Here is a 19683-nt window from a genome sequence, read left to right on the forward strand (position 1 = left end):
TTTATAGTATTTGCACGGATGAGCATATCTAGTTCTTTTACGGATTTTTCCTTGGCTGAATTGTTTCAACTGATTGATCAAGGGCGTAAATCCGGTTGTTTAACGGTTTGTACTTTACCAGACATTCATATACCAGGTTCTAAATCCCATTACTACTACATTTGGTTTCGATTAGGCTGTATTGTTGCTGCAGCTAATCACTTAAATGGTCAAGGTTTATCTTACAAGATGACACAACGGGGCTGGGTAAACCAGCAAATTATTGAAGAAGTTTGGACGCAAACAGCAGCAACACTACCGCTGGGATCACTATTAAAAACTCAAGGAATATTAAGTATTGAACAGCTAAATTCATTATTCGCCAGCCAATTACACCAAATTCGAGAGCTTTTTGAAATCCAAAAGGGAGTTTTTAAACTAGATACTAAGGCAAATTTGCCTTTGCAGGAGATGACAGGACTCAGCTTGAGAACACTAGAAGTGGCTCTTATGGCTGTCAGAGGGTTAAAAAACTGGAACATGCTTGCTGAGGTACTCCCAGATGTGAGTTCTGGAATTAGAAGTAAAACTGATGACAAACCCCAGATACACTTGAATACATTAGAGTGGCAAGTGTGGGAATTGGCTGATGGTAGTATTTCTTTAAGTGCGATCGCATCTCAACTCAACCAACCAATAACCATAGTTCAGCAAGCTGCTTTCCGGCTCATGCTTGTGGGTTTGGTAGAAGAAGTTTCCGTAGCAGAGTTTATAGTTAATAAAACAAATGATCCGATGAATTCTAACTCGGACAATTCCTCTGTTTTCGGATTCAAAAAATCCAAAAACTCAGAAACATTCAAGATAAGTACTTCGTTTTTACAAAATCTGGTTGGTTTTTTAAAAACCTAAGTTTCACAAGTTGCTTTGACACTTTTGTGAGGAGCGATAGCTTCTCTACGAGACGCTGCTTTGTATCTCCTGCTCAGACGCTGCGCGAACTCTCTTAGCGTGCGCTTTGCGCTTACGCGATCTGCGCTCCACGCAGATAGCTCTACGCCATTTTGGATTCAATGGCTGACAGTTTTATAAGAAAGTAGGCTGAAAACCCTGTCGTCTAACGGCGAGTCAACTAACCAAGAATCCCCGTCTGGTGAGCGATCGGGGAGTGTCAATTTGCTTAGATGTTAGAGAATACCAAAATCTGAGAACTAACCTACATCAGCTAACTTGCTGAGTTTACACTTTCTACCGCTTCCAACTGTAAGTTCTGCCCTAATTTTGGTTCAGTGCCTGCAAGTATACGCCCAATATTGCTACTGTGTCGCAAAATAACATACAAGCCAGCAACAACACCAAAGAGGATGTAAGGTAAAGGTTGATGCACAAGCACCATAAAAAGAGAAACGCCAATAGCTGCAGTGATCGAACTCAAAGAGACCATCCGCGATATAGCCACGACAATAGCAAAAACGCCAAACGTAGCTAAACCAACCTGCCAATTCATCGCCAGTAAAATACCTAAACCAGTTGCAACAGATTTACCACCAGCAAAACCGAGAAAAATTGATTTACTATGTCCAAGTATGGCAGCTAACCCAGATAAAATCACCATCCAAGGTTGCCACAATTGCGGATTAACTTCTGAAGGAATAAGATTTTGACTCGGGGCAAAGTTGAACAACCACCAAACCAGAGCGATCGCTAACACTCCCTTCAAGCAATCTATCATTAAAACAAAAGCCCCTGGCCCTTTTCCCAGAGTTCTCAGCACATTAGTTGCACCAGTTGAACCGGAACCAACTTCCCTGAGATCAATACCTTTCAATCGCTTAGCTACAGTGTATCCAGTGGGTGTAGAACCCACGAGATAAGCTAACACCAAAACTGCTCCGCACAAACTTAACCAAATAGCCATAAACAATTCAAAATTCAAAATTCAAAATTCAAAATTCAAAAAAGTCAAGAAGAATGACTAATGACTAATGACTCATTAATAGTCATCATCATAATTTCTCATCATTTTGGGGTCAGGAGCAAAGGCTAACCACAAAGGAAACTGCAAGAGTGCCAAACTAATTTGCTCTTCAGAATCATCAATCAAAATCAAAGGTAGTTGATTGGCTTTTACGAGTCGGTCTGCTTTTTGTGCTAAAGCTTCTGGAGTTTCAAATAATACCATACCCTTGTCTGGTCCAAAATCTGGACGACCAATTCCTAAGCAGTCCTGTAAACCTCGTCGCCATTCACCCAAGCGTTCTGGTGTATTTGCTAATACTAAAGTGCGGAGGCGATCGCTATACAATTGGTGTAATATCGAAATCACTGCTGAGGCAATAAGAATATTCTGCAACCGACTGCCCGTCGTCCGCAAAGCACCTCGTCCTCCTTGGCTAAAAAACCAGTTAGAAACTCGTTCTGCATGAACTGGTTCAAAAGTGCGACGCAGTTGCCAGGGTGGACCATAGTAATCTGGTTTCGCGCGATACTGATCAATCAAACGCCGCACTTGTTTTGTCGTATCTTGAAACTGCTGTTGAGCAAATTCTGGGGTTGCGCTTTGGGCTTGGGCTTGCTTAACCTCTTTGACTTCTAGCTTTTCTGGTTCTGGTTTCGGTTTTGGCACGAGTTGCAACTGTTCTGCTGCTGCTGCCAGATCTTGTAAACTACCTGTGAGGTAGTCTTTAAAACCTTGTACCCGAATTGCTAAGTCTTGAGAAGTGCCTGCAAAAGTGGTTCGCATCTCATTGCGAATCCGTTCTTGACGCCGTTCCAACTGTTCTACAGAAATTTGCAGCGCTGCTTTACGTTGTTCTAGCCCAGAAAGCGCCTCTTGCACCAGTTGCGTCATCGTCATTTGAGTTTCGCCCAACTGGCTGTAAAGAGTTTTGTAAGAGGCTTGCAAATTTGCTATTTCTTCTTTCAGCGCTTGTTTTTGGCTTTGCAACTGTGCAACTCGTTGTGTGAGTTCCTCTTGTTGACGATAATTTTGTGGTTCTGATTCTACTTGTGATCCCAGCGCGGTAATTTCCTCTTCTAAAAGCGTCACAACCTCGGCAGTTGACTCTGGCGTTAACTCATCTATAAGATTTTGCTCTGCTGCGCCTGAATGAGACACAGCAGAAGACGACGACAGCGGCTTATTCTGTGTGTCAACTTTGGAGTTTTGCGCTGCTATTTCCACCACTGACTCAACTTTAGAGTTTTCTGGTTGTTTAACTTTGGGTTGTTCTTTGTGCTTGAACGACTCATCAGTTGGTTGTGGTGTTTGAAATTCCTCTGGGTTCATAAACAACAGTGTCATTCCTATGACGCGAATAAATAGCTTTCAGCAATATATAATTTACTTGCTATCAAAGTCTTAAGTCCAAAATAGTTCTGAGCAATGAGTCCTCTGTTCTGAGTCATTTGCAAACTTGCTCTTGGGACTAAATGCGCGGACAGCGTTGTTCTAAGCAAGTTTTGAGAGTATTAGGATCAAATAAAATCGGCAGAAAGTGAATACTTTTAACTTCTTTAAAGTAAAACAGAATAGGAACCCGATTCCAGAATATCCGCCAGTTTTGCCATTCCCGGTAGGGAAAGCGCCGAATTAATTTTTCACCTCTGTAAATATCCAAATCGGTAGGAGTAAATAACAGACGCAGTGTGACAGCTTGAAACATGAGAAACAAGCCAAAAAGACCCATCAAGCCTGCCACCCAAGGTTGTACAATCAGCATTGGGATTGCTGCAACCACTAACACCAAGGGTATATTGTAACTAGACTTGAGCTCGACGGTGGTAGATGCGGGGTTAGACGTATATGAAGTCGTCACAGTCAAAACTCCTGTTTCCTTAGTAAACATTATTTCTATTCTAGGAGCTAGTGTATAGACTAAGGACTATAAATCCTCACTCCAATCAGGGAACGCTTAACTCTTAAAACCGAAGAAGGTTGAAATATCTGTTAACTGATAACTGGTAACTGGTAACTGGTAACTGGTCTACAACCCTTGCAATGATGCACTGCCACTTCCTTGGAACATAATCCAAGAAAGAAAGAAATTGCTAACAAATATAATTAACAAAGCAGTGACAACAGCGGTTGTGGTTGATTGTCCGACTCCTTTTGCTCCTCCGGTTGTCGTTAAACCCCAACTGCACCCAATGACGGCTATTAAAATTCCAAAGCAACACGCTTTAATCATGGCGCTCACAATGTCCCAAATGCCAATAAAGCTGCGGGCTGAGTCTAGAAACACATTTTCCGACAAATTATATATATTTATTGCAATAATTAATCCCCCTAGCATACCTGTTACCAGAGATAAGAGCGTTAAAATTGGTAACATTAAGCAGCATGCAAGTACACGAGGGATAACCAAGTAATCAATTGGATCAGTTTTTAACATTAAAAGAGCATCAATTTGTTCAGTAACTCGCATTGTGGCGATTTCTGCTGCAAACGCTGAACCTACTCGTCCTGCTAAAACCACAGCTGTCAAAACAGGCGAGAGTTCGCGTGTTAGCGCTACCGCCAGCACTCCGCCAACTGAGTTTCCTGCGCCAAAGTTAATAAACTCCCGCGCCACCTGAATAGTAAATACTGCACCAACAAAAACAGCCGTTACTAGGGCAATAAAAAGGGAATCTGGACCGACTGCTGCCATTTGCTCTAGCGTATTGCGCCGATTGATTCTCCCCCGTAACAGGTGAACTATGACTTGTCCAGCCAAGAAAATTGCTGCCAGCAATCGCTGAGTCCATACTCCGAAACCAGATTTGGATGTTGTTTCACTCAATGTTGAAGCTCAACTCTGTAACTGCCGCCATCATAGCGAATTCCAGAGCTAGTTATCAGACTTGGTGGCAGTTGTAGGGAAGGCTTAACGCTTAACAGGATCTCGTAAAATCTCACTTTTCTAAGAGGTTATGAGTCAGAAGTCAGACCAGTGCTGCGGGAGGGTTTCCCGACAGCCAGGCATCTGGCGAACCCGAAGGGTCATGAGTCATAAATTATTCTGCTCCCTCACTGCCTCAGTCCTCTGCTTTCGTGAAAGATTAACTTAGTTTAAAGCAAATCTCAGAAATTTAAGCTTTAGCAAGCGGCCTTATCACTAGGGCAAAAGCTGCAACGACATGATTAAAGGTTGATTTTTCAGGGTTTGGGCTGTGTCAAACCCTGTTTGCATTTAGCCACATATCCTGGGGAGATTGTGTATATACTTTAATAAAAACTTAAGATTTTTGAACTATCGTCTGAGCCGGGGCGATCGCGCTTATTGTAGAAGGTGACAACTGACTAGACTAAATTTGTCTGCCTTGTGAACTTAAGGAGCTTATCCCAATGACTATTATGATGAACTTTCTGCGATCACTGGTGCTATCGATTATTTTTAGCTTCGTCACTCCCATGTTATTGTTTGGTGGCGTGTTATTCGCCTTATCCCTGGCTGGTTATATTCCTGGCTTACAAGAGGTTACAGAAGTTGTTTCCAGTCTAATTACTGAGTTTCTCTCTGTATTTGGCAGTGGCACCCCTGTTGGAGGATTATTTGTTATCTGTTCAACTTGCAGTTTTGTCGGAGCGCTGTTTGATACTTATGCTTATTACAGGTATCAAATGCTGCGATAGATTTATTCTGTTTTACTTACTTCTGCCTTTGTATTTTGTTCTGTGTCTTGATGGATTAGGAACTAGACTTCTCAATAATTCATACGCTGGTAGTGCTGCGTCACTCGCAATTGGCATAAATCAACTGCGATGATTTATGTTGAATGCCACTACACTACATATACTCATACGCTAAATACACCTTTTAATTGTTAAGCTTGCAGATGCTGCAGGTTAATATTGCATTGCGCTATGTTCAAGTCAATCTAATAAATATTAAGCTACTTACCCTTTGTAGGGTAGGCTGTAGTATTTTTCTAAGTATATATGCTTGTATTTTTTGGGGAAGATAAAAAACTTTTGTTGTCTTCTACTGCTTGAAGTATTTTTTACTTTTTTTTTCTTTACTTAAGTATCATAGCAGGTCAATATCTACATACATTATTAAATTTTTATTAAATTTAATAATGTATAGGACTTGCTTGTTTTTCTTAACATAGGGAAAGCAAGTGGTTTGAGCGCTTAACGTTTTATGATTAAGTTTGTTAGGAGGTTTTTTTACTGCTCATGGTTTGGCCTTTTAAGCCCAATTTTCGTAAACAAATTGCTCGTATTGAAATGACGGGTGTCATTGCCGGTGCGACTCGCAAGCGAGTACTAGAAGCCCTAAAAACTTTAGAAGAAAGAAAATTTCCGGCTTTACTGCTACGGATAGACAGTCCTGGTGGGACAGTAGGAGATTCTCAAGAAATCTACAGTGCTTTGAAGCGGTTGCGCGAGAAAGTAAAAATAGTTGCTAGTTTTGGTAACATTTCTGCTTCTGGTGGAGTCTACGTAGGCATGGGAGCGCAACACGTCATGGCTAACCCTGGTACGATTACAGGTAGTATTGGTGTGATTTTGCGTGGTAATAACTTGGAACGTCTGTTGCAAAAAGTAGGTGTTTCCTTTAAAGTTATAAAGTCTGGTCCTTACAAAGACATTTTGGCGTTTGATCGGGAACTAACAGAACCGGAACAAAGCATTTTGCAAGAATTAATTGATACAAGTTACCAGCAGTTTGTTCAGACAGTAGCTGACGCACGTTCCCTGGCAGTAGAAACTGTGAGAAGTTTCGCAGACGGTCGAATTTTCACTGGACAGCAAGCCTTAGAGTTAGGTATTGTAGATCGTCTGGGAACGGAAGAAGATGCTCGGCGTTGGGCTGCGGAGCTGGCTGGTCTTGACCCGGAAAAAGCCCCCGTTTACACCTTTGAAGAACCCAAACCTCTGTTGAGCCGCATTTTGCCAGGAAGCCGTCAAGCTTCTTCAGGACTTGGGGCTGGTTTCGGTTGGGTCGAATTCGAGGTGTCTACCAGTGGTTTACCCCTATGGTTGTATAGACCATAAATCGTGATTTGTTTTTTGTCATTGGTCATTTGATTAATGACCTTTCATAATAAGGAGGATTTTTGAGTGGAGTGGCGAATGCGGGCTATTCGCGGAGCAACGACTGTCCCAGAAAATACGGTTGAAGCAATGCGAGAAGCTGTAATTGAATTACTAGATGAACTAGAAAAACGGAATCAATTGCATCCAACAGATATTATTAGTGTGACTTTCTCCGTAACAAAGGTTTTAAATGCTACTTTTCCTGCTGCAATTGCACGTTCACGCCCCTACTGGGACAGTGTACCTATGTTAGATGTACAGGAAATGCAAGTTGATGGCAGCTTAAAACGTTGCATCCGGTTTTTAGTTCACGCCTATCTCCCGACCTCCACCCCAATTTACCATGCCTATTTGCGTCAGGCAGCAGAGTTACGTCCTGATTGGAATGTGCCCCAGCTTTTGTAGGGTGAAATTTGACAGTTTCTGCGATTATGCATATTCTCCATACTTAAGCAGGTGTAACAAAGCACCATCAACCCAGCCAGATCAATTCCTTTTTGCCCCTGAACTTTAGGTAAAAGTGTGGTGCTGGCTTCACCTGCTTGCTATTCTCGATCCTTATTCTTAAGAATCACAAACAATTTGGAGACCATTGGATAACTTTCGTGTTGATTTGATTTTACTTTTGTTGGCATTGCTTTAGTGGCACTAAACCTCTGGAAACTACTAAATGCACTGTTTGTGAGGTTGAAATACGGGTTTGGCGAATTTAGGTAAAGCCGACTTGGTAAAAAGCATATTTCTAACAGAAACTTAAGTTCCAAAACCTCACCCCCTTGCGGGGGGTGAGGTAAGGTGATGAATATGAATGCAAAACGTGTATAATTTTGCTCAATAAAGATTTTTTAGGTAAAATGAGTTAATGCAACCGTCAGGTATGTCGTAACATGTTAACCAAGTTACAAGGGGAGCGTTACCAGGTTGTTCAAATTTTAGGTAAAAGTCTATTCGGTCAAACCTACTTGGTTCAAGATACCCACCTCCCGGATTATCCCACCTGTGTCGTAAAACATTTCTTACCTAGTAGTCAGTTTCCAATTCCAGTAGAAATACGTAGAAAACTTTTTAGCCGAGAAGTAGAAGCCCTGAAAAAACTGGACAACTATGACCTGGTTCCTCATCTTTTAGCTCATTTTGAAGACAATCTTGAATTCTACTTGGTGCAACAGTTCATTGAAGGGCATGCCCTCAGTGTAGAATTGCCACCTGGTGATCGCTGGTCCCAAAGCAAAGTTTTTCAACTACTGTGGGAGGTCTTGAGTATCCTGAATTTTGTCCACAGTTGCGGACTGATCCACAGAGATGTCAAGCCCAGTAATATTCTTAGACGAAAGCAAGACAATCGGTTAGTCCTGATTGATTTTGGTGCGGTCAAGCCAATTTGGAATCAATTGATTATAAATCAAGGAAAAACTTCAAACTTCATTCCCCTTGAATATACAACCATTGCGATCGGTACACCAGGCTATATGCCCCATGAGCAACAACGAGGCAAACCACGTCCTAATAGTGATATCTATGCCCTAGGTATGATTGCTATCCAAGCACTAACAGGAGTGCATCCGACACAACTACCTGAAGACCGCAATACAGGTGAAATTCTTTGGCAAGAGTTAGCTCAAGTTAATGAGAAGCTTGCTTTAGTACTCAATAAGATGGTATGTCACCACTTTAGAGACCGATATAACTCGGCAAAAGAAGCATTAGAAGCGCTTGCGCCACTCACTGATTTTTACACGTCAACACAACAGTGGGCTTCTACTCTTCTACCACAAAATGTAAGATCCGAGTACCAAAACTCCTTTCCTGAGCAGAATGTTAACCAAGTTTTTGAGAACAACCTATCCGCACCACTTTTAAACAACCAAACAAACAATATTTCAGAACAAGAGATAGTGGAGTTAGTAACCAAACTCTACACACCAACACAGGAGTCAACTCTTAATCCATCATCAGAAAACGATCAGACTATTTGTATTTCTCCAGGAAAACTGACTTTACTCACTGGCTTAATGTTGGGCGTAGTATCTGGTTTGATTTTCATGGTTTTTAGCTACTGGTCTGTGCAAATGATTGCTCCTATTCCTAAAATTCAAAATCCTTCACCTGAAGCGTCAAAGGTCTTACAGTAATTCAACTTCCCGCGTGAATTACCGTAAATATTGTGGTGTAGCTAAGTATCCTAACAAAGCTGTGGAAGTCTCAAGACCCTATCTGTAAGACTTGCACTTGTTCTTTTGCAGCAATAAGTGTCGTACCCACAGGTAGAACCGCTAAGCCATTGGTTTGAGCTAAATTAATTAAGTTGCCAGAATTTTGAAGACCACCTGCTGGCTGAAATTCGTAAACTCCATTTTTGACGGACAACTGACCCCAAACATAAGTTTCGCGCTTACCACCTGAACACAACTCCTGACGCGCCAGCGCTTTGATATATACTGGTTCCCAACCTTGAGCAAGTCCTGAAAGTTTTTTGATAGCTGGTTGTACAAATCGCCAAAAAGTCACCAAAGCAGCAACGGGGTTTCCTGGTAAACCAAAGTACACAATTGGACGTACATCGTTTTCAAATGTGGCAACTGTCAGGGGTTTACCAGGTTTAGTGGCAATATCACGAACGTGAATTTTGCCTCCCAGTGACTCTAAAATTTGCTCAACATAATCATAATCTCCCACAGAGACACCCCCCGAAGAGATAACGATATCAGCATGAGCTATAGCGTAAGCAATAGCTTCCTTGAGCGCTTCTGGTTTATCCTTAACAATTCCTAACATTATAGGCTCAGCACCACTTTGTCGAATTAAAGTTGCCAAGGCATACCGGTTTGAATCTACAATTTGACCAGGTTGCAATGGTTTGTCAGGTGTAACCAGTTCATCTCCTGTAGAGAAAATAGCAACACGGGGACGGCGAAAAACCTTCAGTTGGGTACATTGAAATGCAGCTAATACAGCAATTTCTGAAGCCTTCAACAGAATACCTGGTGGTAGTAATTGTTCCCCCGCTCGGTAGTACATTCCCCGTTTTCTCACAAATTCTTGCAGTTTTGGAGCTGTAAGGATAATCACACGGTTTCCTTCCCGACGTGTTCTTTCTTGCATCACAACTGTATCAGTACCCGTAGGCATGACTGCACCTGTAAAAATTCGCGCCGCTTGCCCTGATTGAATAGTAGATTTCGGTTGAACCCCAGCAGGAATTTCTTCAACAATCTCTAAAACTGCTGGCTTGTCCTCGTTACAGTTGTACACATCTTCATACCGCACTGCATAGCCATCCATTGCTGAGTTGTCCCAGTGGGGAAAATCCAGTTCACTAGTCACCTGTGATGCTAAAATGCGATCTGCGCTCCGCGCAGCAGCGTCCCTTGCGCGTCTGGTAGAGAAGCCATCGCTCCAAGGGGACAAATCCAAAAGAGTATCACCTGTTGATAACAAATCAACCAATTCTGTATCTTGTTGAGTATTCAGCGGTTGTACTAGATTGAAAATAATATTTTCTGCATCGCTAACTGATAGCATAATATCGTCCTCGTAATAACCTAACCAAGAAACTTTCCAAACACAAAACTAAAACAATCAAAATACTAAGAGCGTCTGGACTCGTCACCTTAAGACGACATGAGTTACATTGTGAAAAGGTCAATGTAGATGCAGCAATTAGTTTACTACTTGCTGGTCAATAGCCGGATTAGTTACAGTCTCAAAACTTTTTGTCACTGATTATTATTTTATACTGCGGCTGGTAAGGAGCCATTTTTAAATAAAGTTTCCATAAAGATTGTATAAAGCAATGCCATTATTACCGATAACCCCTTAGCAACAGTGACTACTGACACAGCACAATTCATACATATAGTTCAACATCATAATAACGTCGTCATTATATTTCGCTGCGAAGAACTATCCCAAGTTCACATCACAGCAGTAAAATAACTTAATTTTATGAATAAGGCATCAATTAGCATTCTTTTAGTAGAAGATAATCCCACCGATGCCAAGTTGTTGCAGCAAACACTTTGGCATTTAGGTAAGGAAAAATGGCGTGTGGTACATTTGGAGCGTCTCAATGATGCGCTCAAAGCCTGTAGCAAAAACGTTTTTGATCTAGTTTTGTTAGACCTTTCTCTACCGGATTCTCAAGGATTGAACACTTTGGCAAAATTTTCTACTACAGCACCAAACATCCCAACAGTGGTGCTAACGGAGTTTGACGATGAAAACATTGCTTTACAAGCAGTGGCTAATAGTGTACAAGATTATCTGGTAAAAGGACAAATTACGCCAAATTTACTAGAACATGTTATTCGATATGCTATCGAGCGGCGACAAATTCTGAATGAACTACGAGAATGTCAGCATCGCTTGCAGGGAGTTTTTGAACAAACATCTCAATCAATAGTGCTACTTAGTTGTAAGGGGATGATTGTGGAAATGAACCAATCTGCCCTGAATTTGTGGCGTACTCAACAAGATTGTGTTGGCAAACCGTTGTGGAGTCTTGAAAGCTGGAATTTATCTTCTGTAAATCCAGGGTGGTTGAAAAGTATTATTGCCAAAGCTGCTGATGGTGAGTTTCTCCGCCATGAATTGCAATTACGCAGCGCAAACGATTTTATCCAGTGGATTGACTTTTCCGTCAGACCGTTAAAAGATGAAACTGGAAAAGTGGTGCTACTGATTGTCGAAGCTTGTGATGTTAGCGAGCAAAAACGCGCTGAAGCAGAGATGATCAAAGCATGGCAACAGGAACGGGAACTCAACGAAATGAAATCTAACTTTGTTTCGATGGTCTCCCATGAGTTTCGCAATCCAATGTCCGTGATTCGCACAGCAGTAGAACTACTCGAATCATATAACCATCAGTTGTCTGACCCGCAAAGAAGTAAATACTTTGGCAAAATTCAAACTGCCATACGTCAGATGCAGCAATTATTAGATGAAGTTTTATTTTGGGGCAGAAGTGATGCAGGCAAACTACAATACGAACCTACACCGCAAGATTTAGAACATTTCTGTAGCGAACTTACACAAACTTTACAATTAAGTGCTAGTGGAAAACACCAAATTATTTTTAGGTTTCAGGGAAAACGTACTCCAGTTCTGGTAGATGAAAATTTATTGCGTTACATTTTGACTAATTTACTTTCCAATGCCATCAAGTATTCTCCTCAAGGAGGAGTAATTCGATTTGATGTAATTTGTCAAGATGATACTATCACGTTCCAAATCCAAGATTCTGGTATTGGTATCCCTATCAAAGACCAACAACTTTTGTTTGAAACTTTCCATCGTGCCAGCAATGTAGGTACTATTCCAGGAACAGGACTGGGACTATCGATAGTTAAAAAGTGTGTTGAACTGCATCAAGGTCAGATCGACTTAGAAAGCCAAGTGGGAGTAGGGACAACATTTACAGTCAAGCTTTCATTGAATCATCAAAGTTTGCAGTCCTTAGAACTTATTGAAAGTGGTTCAGATTTACAAAGTTTGAAGCACAAATCTCATCGGCTCTCTGCCGGAAAGAATGCGTAAGTAAATTTAACATTAAACTAGAGGGAAAAACAAAACCAACCTCCAAACTTCCTCTAAATACGCATCTTAAATATGTCTATTGAACAAGTTCCTCCCAAACACTATCCTAAAGTTGATTTTGGGCGAAGAGGAATGGCATCAGGCATTGATTTTCTTTGTGTCTGGACAGTGAGTTCCTTATTGGGAAGTTCTCAAGTCGGTGTGCAAATTCTTCAGATACTAGTTTTTACTATTGCTTGGGTAATTTTACGGGTTATTGTACCTTACAACAATCAAGGGCAAAGTTTAGGGCACTATGCTTTTGATATCAAGGTATTAGAAATCGAACGAGGTAGAGTTCCTGATTTACAATCTCTTTTGAAGCGAGAAGGAATAATCGGACTTGGGGCACTTCTGGTTTCGATCGCTCTGAGTAACATCATACGTAATCCCACTGCTATACTGCTATTTGTTCCCTTGGCAATAGACTGTGGTGCAGCTTTTTCTGATACCCAACTGCGGCAAGCTTTGCATGACCGCTATGCCAAGACTATGGTCGTTTCGTCGCGTCGCGGCTATTCTCTTGACATAAAAATTAAGCGGTTAGTTGAAAAAAGGCGGCGAAATATGAGATAATTGTTATTTGTGTTAAATCAGGGAACAGGGAACAGGAAACAGGGAATAGGGAACAGGGAACAGGGAACAGGGAACAGAAGAAGCGATTTCTTGACCTCTGTGATAACTCATAACTAAATAACTGGTAACTGGTAACTGATAACTGCTGATTCTCCTCCAAATCCACTTTTTGTAAGATTATGGCCAAGAGTAAAGGTGCCCGGATAATAATCACACTCGAATGTACTGAGTGTCGTACGAATTCAGATAAGCGGTCTCCTGGAGTTTCGCGTTATACAAGCACAAAGAATCGTCGAAACACCACCAATCGACTAGAACTCAAAAAGTTCTGCCCGCACTGCAACAAACATACCGTTCACAAGGAAATTAAGTAACAATGAGCTATTACCGCCGTCGTTTATCCCCGATTAAGCCGGGAGAACCAATTGATTACAAAGATGTTGATTTGCTGCGTAAGTTTATTACTGAGCGAGGCAAGATATTACCTCGACGGATTACTGGACTGACATCTCAGCAACAGCGAGAGTTGACATTATCAATTAAACGTGCTCGTATTATGGCATTGTTGCCGTTTATCAATGCTGAAGGCTAATAATAGTTAAGAGTGATGAGTTAAGAGTAATGAGTAATTGACTCCTAACTCCTAACTCCTAACTAAAATCTCAAATAAAAATTCTGAATATAAATCATTGCGAGGCTTGTGGAGAAGGGGACGCTAGTTGAATTTCGACTTGGTAGCGATCGCCGTTTGGGTGTAGTAGACCGCCCAGACGGCAAAACTCGTTTGTTTGTAGTAGATGAACGTGGTCAATCCCACAGTCTCGCACCTCGGCAAATAACTTACGCAGTGACTGGGGAAACGTACAAACCTTCACAAATCTCCGGATTCTTAGAGGAAGTTAAGCCTTATTTAGACCCATCCAGTCTAGAAGTAGCTTGGGAATTACTCGTAGAAGGTGGGGAAACAGTAACGCCTTGTGAGATGGCAAATTTACTGTTTTCTGAATCACAAGCACCTTATTGCTACGCTGCGTATCTTTTATTATCAGATGATAAAATTTACTTCAAACAGAAGGGAGACGCTTACGAGGCGCGAAGTGCAGCTCAAGTCGCAGAACGCAAACACCAACTAGAAATAGAGGCACTCAAAGCTAAAGGACAGCAGGAATTTCTGGCTAGAGTAGAACAGGCGCTCAAAGGTGAACCAGTAGAATGGCAACGCTATGATCGCCACCGCCTAGAAGCCATAGAAAAATATGCAGCGTTAGTTGCTGATATAGTACGTGTCGGGTTAAACTATGACTCCCTAGCTCGTGCTTATCCTCCCCCAGCATTGGTTTTGGAAACGATGAATATGCTGGGACGTCCCGCAACCCCCCAAGGAGCATTTCAACTGTTAGTGGATTTGGGTTGTTGGAGTCCTTATGAAAACTTATTTTTACGTCGTTCGTCAATTCCGGTACAGTTCGCTAGCAAGGTATTAGAAGTGTCGCAACAGCGATTGGAATCACATCCACCAGACAGAGACGTCAACCGCCTGGATTTGACTCATCTTAAGGTGTACACAATCGATGACGAAAGTACAACCGAGATAGATGATGGTCTAAGTTGGGAATTGCTTGGCGATGGCAGAGAACGGTTGTGGGTGCATATTGCTGATCCGACACGCTGGTTGATACCAGAAGATGAGTTAGATTTAGACGCAAGAAAGCGAGGCAGTACAGTATATTTGCCGACAGGCATGGTTCCTATGTTCCCTGAAATTCTGGCAACAGGACCAATGAGCTTGGTGCAGGGAAAAATCTGTTATGCCTTGAGTTTTGGAATTATTTTAGATGACAGCGGGGCAGTAGAAGATTACACCATCCATCCAAGTTTCATTAAACCAACCTATCGCCTGACTTACGAAGATGTTGACGAAGTGTTGGATTTGGGCGTGCAGGCAGAATCAGAAATTGCGGCGATCGCCAATTGGGCACGACGACGTAAAACTTGGCGGTATTCTCAAGGAGCAATCAGCATCAACATGCCCGAGGCAATGATTAAAGTCAAAGGCGACAATATCAGCATCGATATATTACAAGACTCCACATCACGGCAATTGGTCGCTGAGATGATGATTGTTGCTGGCGAAGTTGCTGCTCGTTACGGTCAAAAGTATAACATACCCTTGCCCTTTCGCGGTCAACCACAGCCGGAGTTACCTCCGGAGCAAGAACTGCTACAACTGCCAGCAGGATTTGTCCGGGCTTGCGCGATGCGTCGTTGTATGCCTAAGAGCGAAATGAGCATAACCCCCGTGCGTCATTCTGGTTTAGGTTTAGACACTTACACCCAAGCCACTTCTCCCATCCGTCGGTATAGTGATTTGCTGACTCACTTTCAACTGAAAGCACACCTACGTGGTGAAGTGTTGCCCTTTTCAGCGGAACAGTTAAAACAAGTCATGATGACCGTATCTTCAATCACCCAAGAGGTGACAATGGTAGAACGGCAAACGAATAGATATTGGGCTTTAGAATATTTGCGCCGTCAGCCTGATGAAATTTGGGAAACAACAGTGCTGATGTGGTTGAGAGAAGATAGTGGCTTAGCCCTGATTTTGTTAGAAGATTTAGGCTTGCAGTTGCCAATGTTATTTAAACGTTCTGTGAATTTGGGCGAACAGATGTTAGTGAAAGTCCTTCATGCTGATCCACTTAGAGACGTGATTCAGTTTCAGGAAATTATTTATCAAGAAGCCCAACCTACGGCGAATTCTATGTAATTCCATGCTGTGTGGCTGCTGTTCTTGTAATGATGGGTGGTTAATAACCTTGCAATAAGATGATTTTTTTAGCCGATGGCGCGGATGGGTAGGTGTAGAAAAATGGGTTTAGAAAAAAATGCTTGGATGGCTTACAGGACAAGGATTTCGGAGAAAATTATTTTATAACCATCCGCGCTCTTTGCCCTGACTGGATTTCAGCGATTTACCTGTCAATTAATTTACTTTTTTGCATGTTATGATCAGAGCATCCGCGCTTTTGAACCTTGAAAACTTTATATGGTGCAGTTTTCTGAGTGCCGCAGTTGAAATTTCTCTTACTCCCTATTAGGGATTGAAACAAGGTTGGAAAGTTCTTTGATGAGATCAGCTAAAGTTGAAATTTCTCTTACTCCCTATTAGGGATTGAAACAGGTGAATTATTCCCCAATGTTTTTGGTACATCAGGCGTTGAAATTTCTCTTACTCCCTATTAGGGATTGAAACTTATTCATTGAAGTTTGTTTTTTTTCTGATATTTGTGTTGAAATTTCTCTTACTCCCTATTAGGGATTGAAACAAATCTATCCCTACGCCTAACGCATCATTTAATTGTTGAAATTTCTCTTACTCCCTATTAGGGATTGAAACTTTAAGTCAATATTTGGCGGCGGCTTCAGCATATTACCATGTTGAAATTTCTCTTACTCCCTATTAGGGATTGAAACGAATCGGACGAGTTTCCCAGTCTACGGTTAAGCTCTACGTTGAAATTTCTCTTACTCCCTATTAGGGATTGAAACTAGAAAAATTTTTGCACACAGTGAATTTGACAAAATTGGTGGTTGAAATTTCTCTTACTCCCTATTAGGGATTGAAACGTCTTCATACTATACCTAACGCTCTAGACTCAAGTATGTTGAAATTTCTCTTACTCCCTATTAGGGATTGAAACTAAATACTTCTGTACCTGACTGGGGACAATACCATTGTTGAAATTTCTCTTACTCCCTATTAGGGATTGAAACTTTAATACCTCATTATGAAGGGCTAATGACTGAAGAGTTGGTTGAAATTTCTCTTACTCCCTATTAGGGATTGAAACACCATAAACCCGTCCGGTGAAGTGTCTCTTAGTGGGTTGAAATTTCTCTTACTCCCTATTAGGGATTGAAACAAATGACAAAACCCTGGGGAAGGAATAAACCCAACCCAGTTGAAATTTCTCTTACTCCCTATTAGGGATTGAAACTCTACTACCCAGCCTGTTCTGGGAACTTTTAGCCCGGTCGGTTGAAATTTCTCTTACTCCCTATTAGGGATTGAAACCCAAGAATCAAAGAGGGCTACAACCTCAATAAATAGTTGAAATTTCTCTTACTCCCTATTAGGGATTGAAACATAGGTAACACTGATGTACGCAGGGTAACCTTAAGTGGGTTGAAATTTCTCTTACTCCCTATTAGGGATTGAAACTTACAAGATAAAAGACGCCAGCGTTTTAGAGACAATTGTTGAAATTTCTCTTACTCCCTATTAGGGATTGAAACTTATCTTGAGTGTAGTCCCACCAACGACTAACAGTTGAAATTTCTCTTACTCCCTATTAGGGATTGAAACACGTCTGGTTGATGCACGATGGAATTGTACAGCTTGTTGAAATTTCTCTTACTCCCTATTAGGGATTGAAACGTCTAAAGGTCTCTGAAGTACTTCCCAAGAAACTTGTTGAAATTTCTCTTACTCCCTATTAGGGATTGAAACAAATAAACAACCGCACCTCCACCACCTCACCATTTAGGTTGAAATTTCTCTTACTCCCTATTAGGGATTGAAACATAACTCAAGCAGACCATGATCAACCAAGCGATCGTTGAAATTTCTCTTACTCCCTATTAGGGATTGAAACAACATGGGCATATTGACGTCGCAAAGAACAGGAAGGTTGAAATTTCTCTTACTCCCTATTAGGGATTGAAACCAGCAACCCAGCTAACAACTTAAATCGATCAGCCCTAGTTGAAATTTCTCTTACTCCCTATTAGGGATTGAAACATCAATGACAAATTCAAAAGACAGTACGAAGCAAGGTTGAAATTTCTCTTACTCCCTATTAGGGATTGAAACTCAACAGAAGCAAGCTTACAAGACCGAACTCAAGGTTGAAATTTCTCTTACTCCCTATTAGGGATTGAAACCTGATTCTGGAACTTTGGAACCCGAACTAAAACGTTGAAATTTCTCTTACTCCCTATTAGGGATTGAAACCTGCTACCGTGTAATTTTCCGGGCGATCGCTTCTGTTGAAATTTCTCTTACTCCCTATTAGGGATTGAAACTTCATAGCGATCGCGCATCACCAGATATTCCAGCGTTGAAATTTCTCTTACTCCCTATTAGGGATTGAAACCAATTAATAAAAATGACATTTTTTAGCCGAGAACGTTGAAATTTCTCTTACTCCCTATTAGGGATTGAAACTAGCCTATCCAAAATATCTCCCGAAAAAATAGAGCGTTGTTGAAATTTCTCTTACTCCCTATTAGGGATTGAAACAAACACCAAGCGACACCTATCCTCGTCGGAAGTTGAAATTTCTCTTACTCCCTATTAGGGATTGAAACTTGAACTGCGTCTACTTCCTTAAAGTTCCGAATATCTGTGAGTTGAAATTTCTCTTACTCCCTATTAGGGATTGAAACCTGGGATGATTCTTTCCACACCTTCAGGAGCGCTGGTTGAAATTTCTCTTACTCCCTATTAGGGATTGAAACTTTGGTCTTGTCGCTTCTTGGTATTTCTCGGACAAGTTGAAATTTCTCTTACTCCCTATTAGGGATTGAAACCCGCGTAATCCAGCTACTGGCAATTCCTGTATTTTTAGTTGAAATTTCTCTTACTCCCTATTAGGGATTGAAACTTAATAATGTAGACAAACAGATAGCAATCGGTGTTGAAATTTCTCTTACTCCCTATTAGGGATTGAAACTTCTTTTGAAATTGTATAGAGCACACTTAAGTACTCTGGAGTTGAAATTTCTCTTACTCCCTATTAGGGATTGAAACACAACCCAGCGAGAAGTCTCAAAATCAGAGTCATCGTTGAAATTTCTCTTACTCCCTATTAGGGATTGAAACAGCTACAGCATCAACCACAACTGGTGACGAACCTGAAATGTTGTTGAAATTTCTCTTACTCCCTATTAGGGATTGAAACAAGACTATTCCCTTGCAAATCGCAGGTACGCTCAAGGTTGAAAGTTCTCTTACTCCTATTAAGATATTAAGATATTAAGATTTTAATGACTTTTAATGCAAAAAAATATAATTCCAGAAAAAAGCTATAGCTAATTATTAGAGGAATAAATTCAAGATTAGCTAAAAATCTTCTCAAGAAAACTATATTATTTATTGATGTAATAAGAAAGTAAATCCTTACCACGTAAGGATTTGAAAGATTTTTGACACATCTCGTTTTAAACTTAGATTTATCTAAGTTGATAAAAAAATACTTTATGATTCAGGATAACCGCACTACGGTACGAAAGGTTTTAATTATTACTTTACTGCTGAATATATTCGTCATGGTGTTAAAAGCTGTCGTCGGAAACTTGACAGGTTCTCTGAGTTTGACAGCTGACGCTTTACATAGTGTGACTGATAGCGCCAACAATATATTAGGATTAATTGCCAGTCGGTTTTCTTCCCCAAGACCAGATCGGGATCACTCACATCTTGCACCTAACCGAACAAACCCGTAAAAGGCAAATAAGGAGTACAA

The 19683-nt window shown here is 41.1% G+C and carries 15 protein-coding genes, 1 pseudogene and 1 CRISPR repeat array; of the genes and pseudogenes, 11 read left to right on the forward strand and 5 right to left on the reverse strand.

The window, feature by feature from the left end; all coding sequences use genetic code 11:
- The first annotated feature begins 18 nt into the window (after positions 1–18).
- Positions 19–891 (forward strand): DUF4388 domain-containing protein, encoded by an 873-nt coding sequence (locus AC5590_RS26285; protein WP_169266291.1) that lies wholly within the window; start codon positions 19–21, stop codon positions 889–891.
- Positions 892–1204: 313 nt separating this feature from the next.
- Here AC5590_RS26285 and plsY read toward each other — a convergent pair whose 3' ends face one another.
- The 4 genes from plsY to AC5590_RS26305 form a co-directional block, all read right to left on the reverse strand.
- Entirely contained in the window at positions 1205–1897 is a 693-nt protein-coding gene (plsY, locus tag AC5590_RS26290; RefSeq protein WP_169266292.1) for a glycerol-3-phosphate 1-O-acyltransferase PlsY, read from the reverse strand.
- A gap of 75 nt (positions 1898–1972) precedes the next feature.
- Positions 1973–3268 carry a DUF3086 domain-containing protein gene (locus AC5590_RS26295; RefSeq protein ID WP_169266305.1) on the reverse strand — a complete coding sequence of 432 codons (1296 nt, stop codon included), beginning with the start codon at positions 3266–3268 and terminating at the stop codon, positions 1973–1975.
- Between the two features lie 139 nt (positions 3269–3407).
- A complete protein-coding gene (locus AC5590_RS26300) occupies positions 3408–3827 on the reverse strand; it encodes a DUF3119 family protein (protein ID WP_169266293.1) in 420 nt (139 codons plus the stop codon).
- 138 nt (positions 3828–3965) lie between these two features.
- Complete coding sequence (locus AC5590_RS26305; protein WP_169266294.1) at positions 3966–4763, reverse strand: MlaE family lipid ABC transporter permease subunit; 798 nt, start codon at positions 4761–4763, stop codon at positions 3966–3968.
- 545 nt (positions 4764–5308) lie between these two features.
- Between AC5590_RS26305 and AC5590_RS26310 the strand changes: the two genes are divergently transcribed.
- The 4 genes from AC5590_RS26310 to AC5590_RS26325 all read left to right on the forward strand — a co-directional run bounded on the left by AC5590_RS26310 (position 5309) and on the right by AC5590_RS26325 (position 9138).
- Positions 5309–5596, forward strand: coding sequence for a hypothetical protein (locus AC5590_RS26310; RefSeq protein ID WP_169266295.1), 288 nt, complete (start codon positions 5309–5311; stop codon positions 5594–5596).
- A 546-nt stretch (positions 5597–6142) separates the two neighbouring features.
- Positions 6143–6964: a signal peptide peptidase SppA gene (gene sppA / locus AC5590_RS26315; RefSeq protein ID WP_169266296.1), complete on the forward strand. Its 822-nt coding sequence runs from the start codon at positions 6143–6145 to the stop codon at positions 6962–6964.
- A gap of 78 nt (positions 6965–7042) precedes the next feature.
- A complete protein-coding gene (aroH, locus tag AC5590_RS26320) occupies positions 7043–7411 on the forward strand; it encodes a chorismate mutase (RefSeq protein ID WP_211178540.1) in 369 nt (122 codons plus the stop codon).
- Positions 7412–7893: 482 nt separating this feature from the next.
- Positions 7894–9138 (forward strand): serine/threonine-protein kinase, encoded by a 1245-nt coding sequence (locus AC5590_RS26325; RefSeq protein WP_169266298.1) that lies wholly within the window; start codon positions 7894–7896, stop codon positions 9136–9138.
- Positions 9139–9208: 70 nt separating this feature from the next.
- Here AC5590_RS26325 and AC5590_RS26330 read toward each other — a convergent pair whose 3' ends face one another.
- Positions 9209–10528, reverse strand: a complete 1320-nt coding sequence (locus AC5590_RS26330; protein WP_169266299.1) for a molybdopterin molybdotransferase MoeA — start codon at positions 10526–10528, stop codon at positions 9209–9211.
- A gap of 423 nt (positions 10529–10951) precedes the next feature.
- On the opposite strand from AC5590_RS26330, the gene AC5590_RS26335 reads away from it, so the two are divergent.
- The 6 genes and pseudogenes from AC5590_RS26335 to AC5590_RS26360 form a co-directional block, all read left to right on the forward strand.
- Positions 10952–12541, forward strand: a complete 1590-nt coding sequence (locus AC5590_RS26335) for a hybrid sensor histidine kinase/response regulator (RefSeq protein WP_169266300.1) — start codon at positions 10952–10954, stop codon at positions 12539–12541.
- A gap of 72 nt (positions 12542–12613) precedes the next feature.
- A complete protein-coding gene (locus tag AC5590_RS26340) occupies positions 12614–13156 on the forward strand; it encodes an RDD family protein (RefSeq protein ID WP_169266301.1) in 543 nt (180 codons plus the stop codon).
- A gap of 179 nt (positions 13157–13335) precedes the next feature.
- Positions 13336–13530: a 50S ribosomal protein L33 gene (gene rpmG / locus AC5590_RS26345; RefSeq protein ID WP_169266302.1), complete on the forward strand. Its 195-nt coding sequence runs from the start codon at positions 13336–13338 to the stop codon at positions 13528–13530.
- 2 nt (positions 13531–13532) lie between these two features.
- Positions 13533–13748 (forward strand): 30S ribosomal protein S18, encoded by a 216-nt coding sequence (gene rpsR / locus AC5590_RS26350; RefSeq protein ID WP_048869186.1) that lies wholly within the window; start codon positions 13533–13535, stop codon positions 13746–13748.
- Positions 13749–13856: 108 nt separating this feature from the next.
- Positions 13857–15923 (forward strand): RNB domain-containing ribonuclease, encoded by a 2067-nt coding sequence (locus AC5590_RS26355; RefSeq protein WP_169266303.1) that lies wholly within the window; start codon positions 13857–13859, stop codon positions 15921–15923.
- Positions 15924–16227: 304 nt separating this feature from the next.
- Positions 16228–19119: a CRISPR direct-repeat array (repeat unit 37 nt; unit sequence GTTGAAATTTCTCTTACTCCCTATTAGGGATTGAAAC).
- Positions 19120–19417: 298 nt separating this feature from the next.
- Positions 19418–19636, forward strand: a pseudogene (locus AC5590_RS26360) (cation efflux transmembrane domain-containing protein); the annotation flags it as partial.
- Between the last annotated feature and the right edge of the window lie 47 nt (positions 19637–19683).

It is taken from the genome of Brasilonema octagenarum UFV-OR1 (genome assembly GCF_963888615.1).
GTDB lineage: Bacteria > Cyanobacteriota > Cyanobacteriia > Cyanobacteriales > Nostocaceae > Brasilonema > Brasilonema sennae.